Origin of the sequence: Nocardia sp. NPDC058499 (assembly GCF_042719915.1) — a bacterium.
Lineage (GTDB): Bacteria > Actinomycetota > Actinomycetes > Mycobacteriales > Mycobacteriaceae > Nocardia.
Map to the genome: position 1 here is coordinate 1 of NZ_JBHXMZ010000008.1, position 16,741 is coordinate 16,741.

Sequence of the window (16,741 nt, forward strand, 5' to 3'; positions counted from 1 at the left end):
GGGCCTTACCGCTCGACTTGCATGTGTTAAGCACGCCGCCAGCGTTCGTCCTGAGCCAGGATCAAACTCTCCGTTGAAGACTCACAATCACACCCAAAGGCGCAATCAAAAGTACAAACTAGAGTCCGAAAACCTAGCAAAACAATCGCCAGCCGGAATTTAGCTGACTTAAATGTTCGGCCCTCCACACGGGGTATGAAGAACCGAAACCAAATCAAATATTTGGCACTGACATTCATCAACACACTATTGAGTTCTCAAAGAACACACGCACACACTTCGACATCCGGGCTGGCCGGTGCTTCTGTGAGGCAACTTCTTAAGCTTAGCTCATCCGTTTTCCCGATTGCAAATCGGGGGTTCCGGCTGAACCAGTGTGATCGCCAGGCGCTCCTCGTCCTACCTCGTTTCCCTGGTCCCTCCGGCTCGGCGTTTCCGCCTCGCTCCGGGCCCCGGGTCGGTGTCCGTGTCGCTCTGACTTGGATAAAGTTACGCGGCGTCGAAATAGATGTCAAATCGCCTGGTCACGGTAGGTAAATCGCGACATTCCTGTAATACCCACGCGCACCGTTTCGGCTTCGAAACCCTCATCCCGCCGAACCCACGCGTTCCACAGCTGCGCCGAGCGCCTGCAGCTTTTCCACAAAGGCCGGATATCCGCGGTCGATGTGGAATACGTCGTGGACTTCGGTAACCCCGTCGGCGACCAGCCCGGCCAGAACCAATCCGGCGCCGGCACGGATATCCGACGACCACACCGGTGCACTCGACAACCGCGGAATGCCACGGACCACCGCATGATGACCATCGGTACGGGCATCGGCGCCCAGGCGGATCATCTCCTCGACGAACCGGAACCGGGCCTCGAACACGTTCTCCGTGATCATCGACGTGCCGTCGGCGATCGCCGCCAGACCGATGGCCATCGGTTGCAGGTCCGTGGGGAAGCCGGGGAAAGGCAGGGTCGAGAAGTTCACCGCGCGGGGACGGTCGGCCTGGACGACGCGGAAACCGTCCTGTTCGAACGAGATTCGCGCGCCGGCCGAACGCAGTTTGTCCAGGACCAGCGCAAGATGCTGCGGATTGACCCCGGTGACGCGGACGTCACCCATGGTCATCGCCGCGGCGATACCCCAGGTTGCGGCGACGATCCGGTCGCCGATCACCCGGTGCGTCGTCGGCGAGAGCCGCTTCACGCCCTGAATCGTCAGGACCGAGGTGCCGGCTCCCCGGATATGCGCACCCATCTGGGTGAGCATCGTGCACAGGTCCACGATGTCGGGCTCGCGGGCGGCGTTGTCGATCACCGTCTCCCCCTGCGCGAGCACCGCGGCCATGAGGATGTTCTCGGTCGCCCCGACCGACGGGAAGTCGAGCCGGATACGCGCGCCCTGCAGTTCGTCGGCGCGGGCCACCACGCATCCGTGCTCGATCTCGCTGGTCGCCCCGAGCAGACGCAGGCCTGCCTGGTGCATATCGAGGGGGCGCGATCCGATCGCGTCACCGCCGGGTAGCGCGACCACCGCACGTTTACACCGCGCCATGAGCGGGCCCAGGACACAGACCGACGCACGGAACTGGGTCACCGCCGGAAAATCGGCGTGATACTTGGGCTCGGCGGGAGTATCGATGGCGACGACATCGCCGGTGATCGTGACTTCGCAGCCCAAACCGCGCAGGACCTCCGCCATCAAGGGAACGTCCAGAATGTCCGGGCAGTTCGTGATGGTGGTGGTGCCTTCGGTGAGCAGAGCCGCGGCCATGAGTTTCAGGACGCTGTTCTTGGCGCCTCCGACCGAGACCTCACCGACCAGCCGGTTGCCGCCAGTTACCAAAAACCGTTCCATGCCGCCTCTCCGAGTATTCGGCGCACCAGTGGGTGCAAGGATAGAGCGCAGACGTGCGCGCTGGTGTGCCGGTCGCACGATTGCGCCGGGGCCGTACGCCGGGCTCGACGCGACGGCCATCCGGCACGCCCACCGCTGACGGAACCGGTCCGCCTCAGTGTCCCGACGGGCTGTCGGGCCCCGACGAGGTACCGGAATCCGCGCCCGGCTCGTTACGCCCGGCGGACTCGGCCGGTTCGGCATCCGCGCGGCCGCCGCCGGGCCGCCAGAGCACATCACCCTCCGGATTCGTATACCGGCTGAGGATGAACAGCAGGTCCGACAGCCGGTTGAGGTACTTCGCCGGCAGAACGCTCGTATCGTCCGGATGCGCCTGCACCGCCGCCCACGCCGAACGTTCGGCCCGGCGAACGACCGTGCGGGCCGTATGCAGCAACGCGGCCAGCGGGGTACCGCCGGGCAGGATGAACGAATGCAGCGGTGCCAGTTCGGCATTGAACTCGTCACACCAGGACTCCAGGCGTTCGATATACGCCTCGGTGATGCGCAACGGCGGATACTGCGGGTCCGGCACCAGCGGTGTCGACAGATCGGCGCCGGCGTCGAACAGATCGTTCTGGATACCGCGCAACACCGCGACCAGCTCCGCGCCGGGCGCACCGAGCGCGATCGCCACACCGAGTGCGGCATTGGCCTCGTCGCAATCGGCGTAGGCGACCAAGCGGGAATCGGTCTTGGCGACTCTGGAGAAGTCGCTGAGACCGGTGGTCCCGTCGTCGCCGGTTCGGGTGTAGATCCGCGTCAGATGCACGCTCACAGGACCCACCATAAACGCTCGCCGCGTCCCGGACCGGGTTACCGATGCTGCGTCTATGTGCCGCGGCACACGGGCGTCACCACATCGGGTGGTCAGTGGCCGCGAAGCCGGCGAGCGCGTTCGGAGGGACGTGACTCGACCCACGACAGAAACGCGGTCAGCGCGGCGCGATCCAGCGCCAGTTCGTAGTCGCCGTTGCGGTCCGCGACACCGATCACCGAGATCGCATCGGTCATGATGTCGTACTCGTCACCCCGCGGGCCGCGCCGATCGCCGATCTCGATACCGCGACGCCGGATCACCGAATCCGCACCGGGCTTGAGGCTGGTGAGTTTGTAGAAGACGAGATGATCCTCGTCGTACCGGATGACACCGTGCCGCCAGCGTTCCCCGCCCCGCGCCGGAAGCACCCGCAGGATGGCCGCGGTCCCCCCACGACGCAGCATCACCAGGCGGTATGTGGACAGGAGGGCCAATGCGACCAGCACGACAACCAGAATGATCGCAATCACCATCCCGGTCTGCAATGCCGCACATCCCTTCGTTCATCCGAGGCGATCGCCGGCTCGGCTCGGCCGATGCGCCCGACGCCATTCAACCACGACCCAGTTTACAAACGGCACGCGGATGTCTCGGAAATGCGATGTCATCGATCCAGGTGGGGCACGGTGACGGTGCCCACGCGATATCGGCGGGCGAGACGAGAATCGGCTCCGGCCGGTGACGGTTGCCCGTCACCGGCCGGAGCCGAAAATATTCTGTTGGTCTCCGGATCGGAGATCAGGAAGCCGCGGCCTGTTCGACAGCGCGGACCCGGGCCTGCGCGGCCAGCTGGTCCTCCGGAGCGGCCGAACCGTCGGACAGCACCTTACGTGCCGCGTCGATATCGACCTCCGTGGAGAACTCGGCGGTCTCGGCCAGTACACGCACGGTATCCGCGGTGACCGAGAAGAAACCACCGTGTACCGCGGCCACGACCCGATTGCCCTCGGTATCGACGATGGTCACCGTGCCGCCCTCGATCAACTGCCCCAGCAGGGGTTCGTGACCGGGCATGATGCCGATCTGGCCCTCGGTGGTCTGGGCGCTGACGAAGTTCGCCCGGCCCGACCAGAGCCGCCGCTCGACCGCGACGAGATCAACTGACATATCCGCCATGAAGGACTACTTTCCGGCGATCTTCTTCGCGGCCGCCTCGACATCGTCGAGACCACCGCAGCTGTTGAACGCCTGCTCCGGGAAGTGGTCGAATTCGCCCTTGCAGACCCGGTCGAAGTCGTCGATGGTCTGCTCCAGCGGCACGACCGAACCGGGCTGACCGGTGAACTTCTCGGCCACGATGAAGTTCTGGCCGAGGAACTTCTCCAACCGGCGGGCGCGGCCGACGAGGACCTTGTCCTCCTCGGAGAGCTCGTCCATACCGAGGATGGCGATGATGTCCTGCAGTTCCTTGTACTTCTGCAGGATCCGCTTCACCTCGTTGGCCACCGCGAAGTGCCGGTCGCCGACGATCGAGGCCTCGAGGATACGAGAGGTCGAGGTCAACGGGTCGACGGCGGGGTAGATACCCTTCTGCGAAATCGGGCGGGAGAGCTCGGTGGTCGCATCCAGGTGGGCGAAGGTGGTCGCCGGCGCCGGGTCGGTGTAGTCGTCGGCGGGGACGTAGATCGCCTGCAGCGAGGTGATCGAACGGCCACGGGTCGAGGTGATCCGCTCCTGCAGTTCACCCATCTCGTCGGCCAGGGTGGGCTGGTAACCGACAGCGGAAGGCATACGACCCAGCAGGGTCGACACCTCGGAACCGGCCTGGGTGAACCGGAAGATGTTGTCGACGAACAGCAGCACGTCCTGGTGCTTCACATCGCGGAAGTACTCCGCCATGGTCAGCGCCGACAGGGCGACGCGCATACGGGTGCCCGGCGGCTCGTCCATCTGCCCGAAGACGAGGGCGGTGTCCTGCAGGACGCCCATCTCTTCCATTTCCAGGTGCAGGTCGGTGCCCTCACGGGTGCGTTCACCGACGCCGGCGAACACCGAGGTACCGGAGAACTCCCGGGCGATACGGGTGATCATCTCCTGGATCAGAACGGTCTTGCCGACACCGGCACCACCGAACAGACCGATCTTGCCGCCCTTCACGTACGGGGTCAGCAGGTCGAGTACCTTGACGCCGGTCTCGAGGATTTCGGTCTTGCCCTCGAGCTGGTCGAAGCTCGGCGGCTTGCGGTGGATACCCCACTGCTCGCCGTCGCGGCCGAGGCCGGGGCTGTCGAGGCAGTCGCCGAGGGCGTTGAACACGTGCCCCTTGACGACATCGCCGACCGGCACCGAGATCGGCTTACCGGAGTCACGGACCTCGGCGCCGCGGACCAGGCCGTCGGTGGGCTGCATCGAGATGGTGCGCACGATGTTGTCACCGAGGTGCTGGGCGACCTCGAGGGTCAACGTCTTGGCCACCGACTTCAGGGTGATCTCGGCGGCGAGGGCGTTGAACAGTTCAGGGATGGAACCCCGCGGGAACTCGACGTCCACGACGGGGCCGATGACGCGGACCACGCGGCCACTGGCGGCGCTGGTCCGGCTCGAGTCTTCTCGAGTAACAGCTGCGGTCATTTCTAGGTTCTCTTCCTGCGTCTCAGTCGCGTTCCGAGCTGGCCGCCAGGGCATTCACGCCGCCGACGATTTCGCTGATTTCCTGCGTGATGTTGGCCTGCCGCAACGAGTTGGCCTGCCGGGACAGGGAACTCGCCAATTCGTTGGCGTTGTCGGTGGCCGCCTTCATTGCGGTGCGCCGAGCGGCGTGCTCGGATGCCGCTGCGTCGAGCAACGACGCGTAGATCCGCGTATTGATGTACTTGGGCAGCAACGCCGCCAGCAGCACATCGGCGTCGGGCTCGAATTCGTACTGCGCGCTCACCTCGGCCGTGGGCGAATCGGACAACATGTCCTCGCCCAGGTCGAAGTTCTCGTCGACGAAGGAGATCTGGATCGGCGCCATCCGGCGCACCTCCGGCGTCTGCGACAGCATGCTCACGAACCGGGTGTAGACGATATGGAGTTCATCCACGCCCGCGATCGAACCGGTACCGTCCGGTGCCGGAACCTCGCCCCCGGACCCGGCCATGAAGCTGTCGACCAGGTGGTTGCAGGCCGCCGAGGCATCCGGGTAGCCCGGCTGCTGGGAGAACCCGGTCCACGCGGCAACGGGCCGGCGGTCGCGGAAGGTGTAATACGTCAGGCCCTTGTTGCCCATGACGTAGAGCACCGGTTCCTTGCCCTCTTCGCGCAGGGTGGTCATCAGCTCCTCGGCCCGCTTGAGCACATTGGAGTTGTAACCACCGCACTGGCCGCTGTCGCTGGTGATCACCAGCACCGCGGCACGCTGGGGATCGGGGCGCTCGGTGAGCAGCGGGTGCGCCAGGTTCTTCGACGCGCTCGCCAGCTCCGCCACCACTTTGGTGATCTCCTCGGAGTACGGCTTGGCGGCCGCCACCCGGGCCTGGGCCTTGGTGATACGCGAGGTCGCGATCAGTTCCTGGGCCTTGGTGATCTTCTTGATCGAGTTGATTCCACGAATACGGGAGCGCAGCTCGCGCAAGGTAGCCATCGGCGGTTCACACTCCCTTCGTTCGCGGCGTTACAGGAAAACAGCGCATGGTTCGCCCGGTCTACTTCTCGACGTGCTTACGGGTGACCGACAGCGACTCGACCTCTTCGTGGGCCAGTTCGCCGGCTTCGGCCTCGTTCACCACGCGGCTGCCGTCGGACGCCAGGAAGCCCTGCTTGAACTTGTCGGTGGCCGTCTTGATCTGCTCGGCGGCCTCGTCCTGCAACACCTTGCCACCGGCGATGCTCGCGAAGGCATCGGCCGCATTGGCGTGCAGATCCTCGAGCAGTTCGACATTGAACCGGCGGATATCGGCCACCGGTACCGAGTCGTAGTAGCCGGCGTCGACCAGGTAGATCGAGACGATCTGATCCTCGACCGCGACCGGCGAGTACTGGTCCTGCTTGAGCAGCTCGACCCAGCGGGCACCGCGCTCGAGCTGGGCCAGCGACGCGGCGTCCAGATCGGAGGCGAAGGCGGAGAACGCCTCCAGCTCGCGGTACTGGGCCATTTCCAGACGCAGCGAACCGGCGACCTTCTTCATACCCTTGGTCTGCGCGGCGCCACCGACACGGGAGACCGACGTACCGACGTTGATCGCCGGGCGGACGCCCTTGTTGAACAGGTCGGACTCCAGGAAGACCTGACCGTCGGTGATGGAGATGACGTTGGTCGGGATGAACGCCGAGATGTCGTTGGCCTTGGTCTCGATGATCGGCAGACCGGTCATCGAACCGCCGCCCATCTCGTCGGAGAGCTTGGCGCAACGCTCCAGCAGACGCGAATGCAGGTAGAAGACGTCACCCGGGTACGCCTCGCGGCCCGGCGGGCGGCGCAGCAGCAGCGAGATGGCGCGGTAGGCCTCGGCCTGCTTGGTCAGATCGTCGAACACGATCAGGACGTGCTTGCCCTCGTACATCCAGTGCTGGCCGATGGCCGAACCGGTGTAGGGAGCCAGCCACTTGAAGCCGGCGGAATCGGAGGCCGGGGCCGCCACGATGGTGGTGTACTCCAGCGCGCCGTGCTGTTCGAGGGCGGATTTGACGCCCGCGATGGTGGAGCCCTTCTGACCGATCGCCACGTAGATGCAGCGCACCTGCTTGGCCGGATCGCCCGACTCCCAGTTGGCCTTCTGGTTCAGGATCGTATCGATGCAGACCGCGGTCTTACCGGTCTTACGGTCGCCGATGACCAGCTGACGCTGGCCCCGGCCGATGGCGGTCAGGGCGTCGATGGCGGTGACACCGGTGGCCATCGGCTCCTCGACCGGCTGCCGCTCCAGCACGGTGGCGGCCTGCAGTTCCAGCACGCGCCGGTCGTTGGACTCGATCTCGCCCAGACCGTCGATCGGCTGGCCGAGCGGGTTCACCACGCGGCCGAGGAAGTTGTCGCCGACCGGAACCGAGAGCACATCGCCGGTGCGGCGCACCTGCTGGCCCTCTTCGATCTCGGCGAACTCGCCGAGAATGACGGCACCGATTTCGCGGTCCTCGAGGTTCAGCGCCACACCGAGCACGCCACCCGGGAATTCGAGCAGCTCGTTGGCCATGGCCGAAGGCAGGCCGCTGATATGCGCGATGCCGTCACTGGTATCGGTGACAACACCGACTTCCTCGATGGAGGTTTCCGGGGTGTAGCTCTGGGTGTAGCTTTCGATCGCGCTACGGATCTCGTCGGAGGAGATCGTCAGCTCCGCCATGTTCTTCCTGCTCTCGGTCTCTGGTCTGGAATGTCGGGGGGTGTGGTGCGGCCGGGGCGCCGGGGGTTACCCGGTGGCGTACCGCTAGGTCAGCGAGCGGCGCAGCCGTTCCAGTCGGCCGACCGCACTACCGTCGATCACATCGTCACCGATGCGCACGACAAGCCCGCTCAGCAGCTCGGGTTCGACTTCGATATGCACGGTGACGGCCTTGCCGTAGATGCGGCCCAGCGCAGCGGCCAGCCGCTCCCGCTGGGGATCGGTGAGCTCGCTCGCCGACCGCACATGGGCGACGATCTGCTGCCGCCGGGACGCGGCCAGATCGGACAGCTCGTCGAAGGCCGGACCGATACCGGAACTCTGCCTGGCCACCACCTGCTCGGCCAGCGTCTGGGTGATGGGCTCGGTCTTGCCGGACAGCAGCCGCCCCAGCAGATCCCGTTTGGCCGCCGGCGAGGCAGCACGATCGGACAATGCCTGCTCGAGCTCCGGGTTGTCGTCGATGATCCGGCCGAGCCGGAACAGCTCGTCCTCGACAGCGGTCAGCCGATCCTGTTCGGACGCCGCTTTCAGCAGCGCCTGCTGTCCGAGCAGGAACAAAGTGTCGACCAGGTCGCGGGCACGGGACCAATCCTGGGCCACCGCGGTGGTCAGCACCGCCTGCGTGGCGGCACTGACCTTGTTCCCGAATACCCGCTCGCTCAGTTCGGCGCGGGCCGAGCCGGGCACCGACACGTCCGCGAGCGCCACACGCAGCGGACGCTGGTCGTCCAGTACGTCGACAACGGCGAACAGTTCGGACCCCGTCGTGGCCGCGACACCGTTACTTCCGGTCAGCGCGGCCCGAAGAGCCTCCTTGGACCGGGAGCTGGCCTCACGGCTTGCTGCGTACATGGTTCTCACGCCTCCGTCGTTACCTTCCGACCCCGATACCGGCATCCGACCGGTCGATCTCATCGAGGAATCGATCGATCGTCGCGGCCTGTTTGGCCTCGTCCGATACCGACTGCCCGATGATCTTCTCGGCCAGGTCCACCGCGGTGCGGCCGACCTCGGCGCGCAGCTCGGTCAGGATCTGCTGGCGCTGGGCTTCCAGCTGGGTGTGCCCGGCCGCGACGATACGGTCGCTCTCGGCCTGGGCGTCGGTCTTCATCTGGGCGAGGATCTGTTGCCCCTGGGTGCGGGCGTCTTCGCGGATCTTCGCGGCTTCCAGGCGGGCGTCGGCCAGCTGCTTCTGGTACTGCTGCAGCGTCTCCTGGGCTTCGGTCTGTGCCGCCTCCGCCCGTTCGATGCCACCCTCGATCTTGTCGGCGCGCTCGTCCAGCACCTTCATCAGGCGCGGAACGGCGTACTTGTAGACCACGAAGGCGATAATCGCCACGCAGACCGCCGACCAGACGATGTCGTACGTCGCGGGGATGAGAGGATTCACATCCTCTCCCTCTTCCGCTGCGAGCAGAATGAACTCGTTCATCGGAATCAGAAGATGAAGCCGGCGACGAGGCCGATCAGCGCCAGGGCTTCGGTGAACGCGATGCCGAGGAACATGGTGGTCCGGAGTTGTCCGGCGAGCTCGGGCTGGCGGGCAGTACCCTCGATCGCCTTACCGACGACGATACCGACGCCGATACCCGGGCCGATGGCGGCCAGGCCGTAGCCGACAGCGCCGAGGCCCTTCAGCGTGGATTCGTTGGTGGCAGCTTCCTGGGCCAAGTACGAGAGGCTCATGAGTCTTCCATTCCCTTTCTGTTGCTCACCCGCCGGTCGGCGCGGTGCAGCAGGTTCTTATCGATAGTTCCGGTCGGTCAGTGATCGTCGGCGTGCTGGGCAAGGCTGATGTACACGGCGGTCAGCAACGCGAACACATAGGCCTGCAAAACAATGACCAGCAGTTCGAAGAGGGTGAAGGCGAGTCCGCCCAGCAGCGAGAAGGGCGAGAAGATCTTCATCCAGTTGTCCGCGTCGAAGAGGAAGAACTGGGTCGCGCTGAAGAACAGCACCAGCATGATGTGACCGGCGAGCATATTCGCCATGAGTCGGACGGTCAGCGTGAACGGGCGCAGGATGAAGGTCGAGATGAACTCGATCGGAATGAGCAGGACGTGCATGGCCGGCGGAACATTCGGAACGACGATGCTGCTGCGCATATAGGTGAAGAAGCCGTACTTCTTGATGCCCACATAGTTGAACGCGATATACGCGATCACTGCCAGTACCAGCGGCATGCCGATACGCGCGTTCGACGAGATGTTCAAACCGGGAATCACACCCGAGAAGTTCAGAAACAGAACCGTGAAGAAGACCGTCGCGATGAGCGGGAAGAACCTGCGACCGGTTTCCTTGCCGAGGATGTCGTCGCAGATCTGTTCCTTGACGAAGACCATCCCCATCTCGCCGATGCTCTGCAGTTTCTTCGGCACCAGACGCGGGCTACGGAAAGCCAGGAACAGGAAGGCGACCAGCACGGCGGTCATCAGAAGCCGGACCAGCATCAGCCGATCGAGTTCGAAGGGAGTTCCCTCGAACAGCACCGCCGGAGGGAAGAAGTCGGTTAGCGACGGCGCGTGAAACTCCGCGGCCAAGGTGGTGACGCTCAGCGTTCTCTCCCGTGTTCGGGCCGCGGGATGTTTTCGCTCCCGCGGTTCGATCGGACATTGACGATCAATGTGGTCGACTGAGGTCGGCTCGAAGTTCGTCAGCAGCTGTAGCGGGAGGACCGCGCTGGCGTCTGTACGTGTGTCGGCGACATCGTCGACATGCAGAACCGAGCTCTGTACAAGCCCGGCACGGCAGTAGCATAGCGGCAGCTCGCAGTACCTGGTCGGCACCCCTTACTGAGTCGCTTGCTTACCAAGACTTTACCAAGAGATCTACGACAACGTGTAGCGGGGGCGATGTTATCTACGACAGGTTGTCGTTGACGCCGGTCAGGCCGTTTCGGAATCTTCGTCAGCAGCCTGATCGGGCACGTCGACGTAGGGAACCTTCTGCCGTAATACGCCGTAAGTCTCAGCACCCAGGACGATGATCAACGCGCCCACGACGGTGAGAAACAAAGCGAGGCGATCATAGAACTCGAATTGCTTGAGAATCGCGATAACGATCAGTGCGACCAGCAGTTTTCCGACCCAACTGGCAAGCATCACCATGCCCGCCGTATTGGGTGGCAACTTGGCCCCGAACAGCACCACAGCGGCCGTGGTCAGAATGAAACTGCCACCGATCGCGGCGCCGAGCAGCGCACCCCACGCCCCCTCGGCGCCGGAAGCGAGCGTCGCGATCACCACCGCGATGACTGTCAGAGCAACCCACCCGATCAGTCCGTACCGCAGAGCAGCCCGCAACGGGGCATCGGGGTGATAGGAGCTACCGGAACTGGCAGAGCTGGTGGACACAGTCCGCACTCTACCCGGACCCCGTAGCCGACCCCGCCGCATCCCGCCGCGCCTGGCGCCGCCACAACCCCGGGACAGCGGTCACGACCAGCGCAAACAGGAACCCCGCGGCCATCAGCACCACCACCACGCGCCGATCCATCACCGAGGTGCCCACCGCACCGAAAGCTAGTATGCCGACCCACAGGTAGATGACCAGCACCACCCGGCGCTGCGAATGTCCGATCTGCAACAGCCGGTGATGCAGATGCATTTTGTCCGGCGTCGAGAAGCTGACGCCCGCCCGTACCCGGCGCACGATCGCCAGCAGCAGATCCAGGACCGGAATGAACATCACCGCCCCCACCAGCAGCAGCGGCGAGAGCAGGCCGACGATATCCCGCGGCCCGTACCCCTGCAGCGGAATCCGGCCGGACGCGCTGGTGGACACGGCGGCCAGCACCAGACCGATCAGCATCGATCCGGAATCGCCCATGAAGATCCGGGCCGGGGAGAAATTGTGCGGCAGGAACCCCAGGCAGGCGCCTGCCATCGCGGCCGCCAGCAGCGCGGGTGGATAACTGTCCACGGAGCCGCCCTGCTCGGTGAGCAGGCCGATCGCGAACGCGAACACCGCCACCGAGGCGATCAAGCCCAGCCCGGCAGCCAGGCCGTCCAGGCCGTCCACGAAGTTCATGGCGTTGATCAACGTCACCGCCACCGCAACCGTCACCAGCCCGCCCTGCAAGCCGTCGAGCACGACGGTGGAATTACTGAACGGGTCGTAGATCAGGTACCAACCCAGGCCCATCACCGCCATCACCCCCGCGGCGGTGACCTGACCAGCGAATTTGGTGAGCGCGTCGAGACCCCACCGGTCGTCGACGATCCCGACCGCCACGATGATCGTCGCTGCCACCAGCACCGCCGCGATATCGGGCCGGTAGTCGAAACCGCGGCGCAGCGCGGGCAGCTGGTGGGCGAACAACACGGCCGCCACCACCCCGATGTACATTCCGACCCCACCCATCCGGGGAATCGGTTTCACATGCACATCGCGGTCACGCGGAATGGCCACCGCGCCGAACCCGATGGCCAGTGTCCGGATCCCGCCGGTGGCCAGGAAGGTGACCACCGCCGAGATCAACAGAACCAGCAGGAGTTCGCGCAGCGGGACAACCGCACCGGATCCGGTCATCGCACCGACCACCCCGTCACCGCGGGTACTGCCTCCGCACAGCCCGAAGCACTCACTGCGCGACGGACCCGATCAACGCCTCGGGTGTGGTTCCGAGCACCTCGGCGACAGCCTCGGTGGACACCGCGCCCGCACGCAGGATGCGTGGCTGGTCGCCGGTCAGGTCCACGATGGTCGAGGCGGTGGCGTGCTGCGCCGGACCGCCGTCGAGATAGACGCCCACCAGGGAGCCGAGCTGGTCCCGCGCCTGGGTGACGTTATCGGCCGCGGGGCGGCCGGAGATATTGGCACTGGACACCGCCAGCGGCCCGACTTCCTGCAGCAGCTCCAAGGCCACCGGATGCAACGGCATCCGCAGCATCACGGTGCCGCGCGCGTCCCCCAGGTCCCACGCCAGCGACGGCGCCTGCTGCACCACGATGCTCAAACCACCCGGCCAGAAGGCCCGGATCAGATCGCGCGCCTGCGGCCGCACCGAGAAAACCAGGCCGTCGATGGTGTTCCACGACCCCACCAGCACCGGTACCGGCATATCGCGCCCCCGGCCCTTGGCCGCCAGCAGCGATGCCACGGCCGCTGAATCGAAGGCGTCGGCCGCGAGACCGTACACCGTATCGGTAGGCACCACGACCAGCCGCCCCGATCTCAGAGCACTGGTGGCCGCGGCCAGGCCGGCGGCACGCGAATCGGGGTCGGCGCAGTCGTAGACGGTACTCACGGCAACAATCGTATTGCGCCACCCCCGGCGGCGCCGGTTTCGGCCCCCTCGATGCCACCCCGCCAGGTGTCCACCAACCCGGTCGCGCACCGCCGTACTCCGGCCGGACGAATCGCGTCGCCGGTATCCGCCTGCCGGGTCGACGGATCGCCGCGGCGGTATCGGGCCCGAATCCCACTGGGCACTTGTGAGCGCCGGGCCTCGCTCCCCCGAGCACCCCGGCGATGGCACCGCCTCGAGCCGAGCCACCCGAGGTTTCGGCGGATACCGCTTGCGGGTCCCGAGCCCGGCCCAAAGCCCAGCGCGCTGCCGTACTCCGCCCCGATCAGCGGCGGTAGCGAGTTCGGCCGGACACCGAGAACGAGATCGGCCCGCTCTGTCGAGCCGATACCCGACTGCTCATGTAGGGCTCGCCGACGAGATAGCGGCTACGAAACGTGGTTTTCCGGCGAGGTCGGGATGTTCGGCGATTTCTGCGAACCGGCCGTCGGCCGCCAGCAGGCGGGCCAGTTCACTGCCGTTGCTGTCGTCGTGCTCGATCGCCACACCGCCACCCGGACGCAGCAGCCGGCCGATGAGCGGCACCATCGGCCGGATCACATCCAGCCCGTCGGGGCCCCCGAACAGGGCGCGGTGCGGGTCGTGTTCGGCCACCTCGGGTGACAACTGCGCACCTTCCGGGATGTAGGGCGGGTTGGCGACGACGATATCGACCCGGCCGTTCAGCTGCGTGAGCAAACCGGGGTCGGTGACATCGGCATGGTGCAGGGTGATCGGCGTATCACCGGCCGCGCTGTGCAGGTCGGCGTTGCGACGGGCCCAGCGCAAAGCGTCGGGGTCCAGCTCCACGGCATGGACCTCGGCGTCCGGGCGGGCGTGTGCGATCGCCAGCGCCAGGGCGCCCGAGCCCGTGCACAGATCCACCACGATCGGAGTGTGGTCGTGCCGGACCGCCTCCAGCCGGGCCAGCGCCCAGGCGAACAGCAACTCTGTTTCCGGGCGGGGTACGAACACCCCGGGCCCCACCTGGAGATCGATCTCACCCATGGACGATTGCCCCGTCAGATGCTGCAGCGGTACTCGCTCGGCCCGGCGGGCGACCAGTGCGTGGTAGGCGTCGAGCTGTTCGGGATCGATCAGCGGTGCGAGCAGCAGCCGGCCGCGTTCCACCCCCAGCACATACGCGGCGAGATGTTCGGCATCGGCGCGCGGGCTCGCCACCCCGGCCGTCCGGAGGGTTTCGATCGCCTCGACGAGCACGGGGCGCAACTGCACACGGGTCACTGTGTTTATTTTGCGCGCCTCCGGCGCGCGGGGTTTCGGCCCCCCAGGCGTGGTCGTTCAGCCTGCGACACTCGCGGCTGCGCCGCATCGCATCGCAGGCTGAACGACCACGCGGGCCGAAACCTTTCAGGGCCTCGCTGAACTCGGCACCGCCGTGGGTTACGTTCGGTTCGGACGTGAAAACGAACTCGGTTCGGATGTGACCGAACTCCTCGGGCTTCGCCGACATCGTTACCCGGGGGGTCGACCGTACGTAGGCGAGGCCGGCGGAACCCGGCAGCCGATCAGTTCGGGGCAGTCCGGGCGGCATCGTCTTGTTCGGCAGGGTTTCCGGACGAAACGACGAGCGCATTCGGTGGCGACTCGAAGTCGACCCGGCGAGCCGGTGTGCGGGCGCTGTGCTGCGACACTCAGCGCGCCGGTGGCAGGTGCCGAGCGGACCGACGCGACGGTCGAGGGCCCGGGCTCGAAAGTGCAGCACCGCCGCGGGGCTCGGGTGGGTTATTCGGCGGCCATCCGGGCGTTGCGATCGGCGGTGCCGAGGGCGTCCAGGAGGGCGTCCATATCGCCGTTGAGCACGGCGTCGAGGTTGTGCGCCTTGTAGCCGATGCGGTGGTCGGCGATGCGGTTCTCGGGGAAGTTGTAGGTGCGGATCCGTTCCGAACGGTCGACGGTGCGGATCTGGCTCGCCCGGCCCTCGGCCGCTTCCTGCTCGGCCTGCTCTTCGGCCAGGGCCTGCAGCCGGGCGGCCAGAACCTGCATCGCGCGGGCCTTGTTCTGCAGCTGGGAGCGTTCGTTCTGGCAGGTGACGACGATCCCGGTGGGTAGATGGGTGATCCGGACCGCCGAATCGGTGGTGTTCACGCCCTGGCCGCCTTTACCGGACGAGCGGTAGACATCGATACGCAGATCGTTCTCGTCGATCTGCACCTCTTCCACCTCGTCGGGTTCGGGGTAGATGAGGACGCCGGCCGCAGACGTATGCACCCGGCCCTGCGATTCGGTCACCGGTACCCGCTGGACCCGGTGCACCCCGCCCTCGAACTTGAACCGCGACCACACCCCGTCGCGCGCGGCATCGCGACTCTTGATCGACAGCGTCGCTTCCTTGTAGCCGCCCAGGTCGGAGAATGCCGCGTCGAGCACCTCCACCTTCCAGCCGCGGCGTTCGGCGTAGCGGATGTACATGCGGGCGAGGTCGGCGGCGAACAGCGCCGATTCCTCGCCGCCCTCACCGGATTTCACCTCCAGCACCACATCGTCACCGTCGTGCGTATCGCGCGGCGCCAGCAGATCAGCGAGCTGGGTCTCCAGCTCGGCGAGCTGTTCCTCCAGCCCGGGCACCTCCGCCGCGAACGCCGGATCGTCGGCGGCCAGTTCCCGTGCCGCCTCCAGATCGTCTCGGGTCGCCGCGAGTTTCTTGTAGGTAGTCATCACCGGCGCGAGCTCAGCGAACCGCTTCCCCACCCGCCGGGCCGCCCCCGGATCGTTGTGCAGCGCGGGATCCGCCAGCTGGGATTCCAGCCCCGTGTATTCGGCCAGCACATCATCGATTGCCGACGGTGCGGTCTTCTCGGCCATGCGGTCTCCTACCAAGCAACTATTCCGATGAGGTGTCCATCACCCTGTCCCCCGCCCTCCGAACCTGACGCAGCCAGCGCGGCGCCGAGTCTTACGAGGCCCTTGAAGGGTTCGGCCCGTCCATGCTTTCCGTCCGCGAGACAATGCGGCGCAGCCGCGAGTATCGCGGGCGGAAAGCATGGACCAAAGGGGCCGAACCCCGCGCGCGCCAGCGCGCCAAAACACAGCAACCTTAGCGAACAGCGTCGGCCCACTCCTGCTCGAACGGGCCCGCTGCCGACACCCTTCGCAGGCGCCAAAACACAACGCCCGGCCTGCGGTGAGCAGGACCGGGCGCTGAGGGGAAAGCTACTTGGCGTCGGCGTCGGCCTTCTTGGCGCGCTTGCCGTAGCGGGCCTCGAAGCGGGCCACACGACCACCGGTGTCCAGAATCTTCTGCTTGCCGGTGTAGAACGGGTGGCACTGCGAGCAGACCTCGACGGTGATATGCCCGGATTCCTTGGTGGAGCGGGTCTGGAACGTGTTACCACAGCCACAGACGACAGTGGTGTCGACGTAGGCCGGGTGGATTCCTGCCTTCATGGATGTCCTCTCGATATTGGTCGCCGGGTCGCTC

The 16,741-nt window shown here is 65.9% G+C and carries 17 protein-coding genes and 1 rRNA gene; all 18 read right to left on the reverse strand.

The window, feature by feature from the left end:
• Positions 1–77, reverse strand: a 16S ribosomal RNA gene (locus ACFWPH_RS23270); the annotation flags it as partial.
• 510 nt (positions 78–587) lie between these two features.
• The gene (gene murA / locus ACFWPH_RS23275) at positions 588–1,847 is read right to left on the reverse strand and encodes a UDP-N-acetylglucosamine 1-carboxyvinyltransferase (RefSeq protein WP_280414300.1); all 1,260 of its coding nucleotides are present in this window, start codon (positions 1,845–1,847) and stop codon (positions 588–590) included.
• Positions 1,848–2,001: 154 nt separating this feature from the next.
• Positions 2,002–2,664 (reverse strand): cob(I)yrinic acid a,c-diamide adenosyltransferase, encoded by a 663-nt coding sequence (locus ACFWPH_RS23280; RefSeq protein ID WP_378754258.1) that lies wholly within the window; start codon positions 2,662–2,664, stop codon positions 2,002–2,004.
• Between the two features lie 92 nt (positions 2,665–2,756).
• Positions 2,757–3,179 carry a DUF2550 domain-containing protein gene (locus tag ACFWPH_RS23285; protein ID WP_280414302.1) on the reverse strand — a complete coding sequence of 141 codons (423 nt, stop codon included), beginning with the start codon at positions 3,177–3,179 and terminating at the stop codon, positions 2,757–2,759.
• A 265-nt stretch (positions 3,180–3,444) separates the two neighbouring features.
• Complete coding sequence (locus ACFWPH_RS23290; protein ID WP_378754259.1) at positions 3,445–3,822, reverse strand: F0F1 ATP synthase subunit epsilon; 378 nt, start codon at positions 3,820–3,822, stop codon at positions 3,445–3,447.
• 6 nt (positions 3,823–3,828) lie between these two features.
• A complete protein-coding gene (atpD, locus tag ACFWPH_RS23295) occupies positions 3,829–5,277 on the reverse strand; it encodes a F0F1 ATP synthase subunit beta (RefSeq protein ID WP_033247477.1) in 1,449 nt (482 codons plus the stop codon).
• 22 nt (positions 5,278–5,299) lie between these two features.
• Complete coding sequence (locus tag ACFWPH_RS23300) at positions 5,300–6,271, reverse strand: F0F1 ATP synthase subunit gamma (RefSeq protein ID WP_378754260.1); 972 nt, start codon at positions 6,269–6,271, stop codon at positions 5,300–5,302.
• Positions 6,272–6,332: 61 nt separating this feature from the next.
• On the reverse strand, positions 6,333–7,970 hold the full coding sequence (gene atpA / locus ACFWPH_RS23305) for a F0F1 ATP synthase subunit alpha (protein WP_378754261.1): 1,638 nt from the start codon (positions 7,968–7,970) through the stop codon (positions 6,333–6,335).
• An 84-nt stretch (positions 7,971–8,054) separates the two neighbouring features.
• A complete protein-coding gene (locus ACFWPH_RS23310) occupies positions 8,055–8,864 on the reverse strand; it encodes a F0F1 ATP synthase subunit delta (protein ID WP_378754262.1) in 810 nt (269 codons plus the stop codon).
• 19 nt (positions 8,865–8,883) lie between these two features.
• Positions 8,884–9,444: a F0F1 ATP synthase subunit B gene (locus ACFWPH_RS23315; protein ID WP_378754263.1), complete on the reverse strand. Its 561-nt coding sequence runs from the start codon at positions 9,442–9,444 to the stop codon at positions 8,884–8,886.
• 5 nt (positions 9,445–9,449) lie between these two features.
• Positions 9,450–9,698, reverse strand: a complete 249-nt coding sequence (locus ACFWPH_RS23320) for an ATP synthase F0 subunit C (RefSeq protein ID WP_068041553.1) — start codon at positions 9,696–9,698, stop codon at positions 9,450–9,452.
• A gap of 77 nt (positions 9,699–9,775) precedes the next feature.
• Positions 9,776–10,501, reverse strand: a complete 726-nt coding sequence (gene atpB / locus ACFWPH_RS23325) for a F0F1 ATP synthase subunit A (RefSeq protein ID WP_378754485.1) — start codon at positions 10,499–10,501, stop codon at positions 9,776–9,778.
• A 396-nt stretch (positions 10,502–10,897) separates the two neighbouring features.
• Positions 10,898–11,365, reverse strand: a complete 468-nt coding sequence (locus ACFWPH_RS23330; RefSeq protein ID WP_378754264.1) for a hypothetical protein — start codon at positions 11,363–11,365, stop codon at positions 10,898–10,900.
• A gap of 10 nt (positions 11,366–11,375) precedes the next feature.
• Positions 11,376–12,542 (reverse strand): MraY family glycosyltransferase, encoded by a 1,167-nt coding sequence (locus ACFWPH_RS23335; protein ID WP_378754265.1) that lies wholly within the window; start codon positions 12,540–12,542, stop codon positions 11,376–11,378.
• Between the two features lie 52 nt (positions 12,543–12,594).
• A complete protein-coding gene (locus ACFWPH_RS23340; RefSeq protein WP_378754266.1) occupies positions 12,595–13,260 on the reverse strand; it encodes an L-threonylcarbamoyladenylate synthase in 666 nt (221 codons plus the stop codon).
• 399 nt (positions 13,261–13,659) lie between these two features.
• Complete coding sequence (gene prmC, locus ACFWPH_RS23345) at positions 13,660–14,544, reverse strand: peptide chain release factor N(5)-glutamine methyltransferase (RefSeq protein ID WP_378754267.1); 885 nt, start codon at positions 14,542–14,544, stop codon at positions 13,660–13,662.
• 501 nt (positions 14,545–15,045) lie between these two features.
• Positions 15,046–16,125, reverse strand: a complete 1,080-nt coding sequence (gene prfA / locus ACFWPH_RS23350; RefSeq protein ID WP_378754268.1) for a peptide chain release factor 1 — start codon at positions 16,123–16,125, stop codon at positions 15,046–15,048.
• Between the two features lie 348 nt (positions 16,126–16,473).
• The gene (gene rpmE / locus ACFWPH_RS23355) at positions 16,474–16,707 is read right to left on the reverse strand and encodes a 50S ribosomal protein L31 (RefSeq protein WP_195055162.1); all 234 of its coding nucleotides are present in this window, start codon (positions 16,705–16,707) and stop codon (positions 16,474–16,476) included.
• Between the last annotated feature and the right edge of the window lie 34 nt (positions 16,708–16,741).

Bases quoted from the DNA above. Each gene is read 5' to 3' on its own strand.
- murA (WP_280414300.1), bottom strand. From the start codon at position 1,847: ATGGAACGGTTTTTGGTAACTGGCGGCAACCGGCTGGTCGGTGAGGTC.
- ACFWPH_RS23285 (WP_280414302.1), bottom strand. From the start codon at position 3,179: ATGGTGATTGCGATCATTCTGGTTGTCGTGCTGGTCGCATTGGCCCTC.
- ACFWPH_RS23290 (WP_378754259.1), bottom strand. From the start codon at position 3,822: ATGGCGGATATGTCAGTTGATCTCGTCGCGGTCGAGCGGCGGCTCTGG.
- atpD (WP_033247477.1), bottom strand. From the start codon at position 5,277: ATGACCGCAGCTGTTACTCGAGAAGACTCGAGCCGGACCAGCGCCGCC.
- ACFWPH_RS23300 (WP_378754260.1), bottom strand. From the start codon at position 6,271: ATGGCTACCTTGCGCGAGCTGCGCTCCCGTATTCGTGGAATCAACTCG.
- atpA (WP_378754261.1), bottom strand. From the start codon at position 7,970: ATGGCGGAGCTGACGATCTCCTCCGACGAGATCCGTAGCGCGATCGAA.
- ACFWPH_RS23310 (WP_378754262.1), bottom strand. From the start codon at position 8,864: ATGTACGCAGCAAGCCGTGAGGCCAGCTCCCGGTCCAAGGAGGCTCTT.
- ACFWPH_RS23315 (WP_378754263.1), bottom strand. From the start codon at position 9,444: ATGAACGAGTTCATTCTGCTCGCAGCGGAAGAGGGAGAGGATGTGAAT.
- ACFWPH_RS23320 (WP_068041553.1), bottom strand. From the start codon at position 9,698: ATGAGCCTCTCGTACTTGGCCCAGGAAGCTGCCACCAACGAATCCACG.
- ACFWPH_RS23335 (WP_378754265.1), bottom strand. From the start codon at position 12,542: ATGACCGGATCCGGTGCGGTTGTCCCGCTGCGCGAACTCCTGCTGGTT.
- prfA (WP_378754268.1), bottom strand. From the start codon at position 16,125: ATGGCCGAGAAGACCGCACCGTCGGCAATCGATGATGTGCTGGCCGAA.
- rpmE (WP_195055162.1), bottom strand. From the start codon at position 16,707: ATGAAGGCAGGAATCCACCCGGCCTACGTCGACACCACTGTCGTCTGT.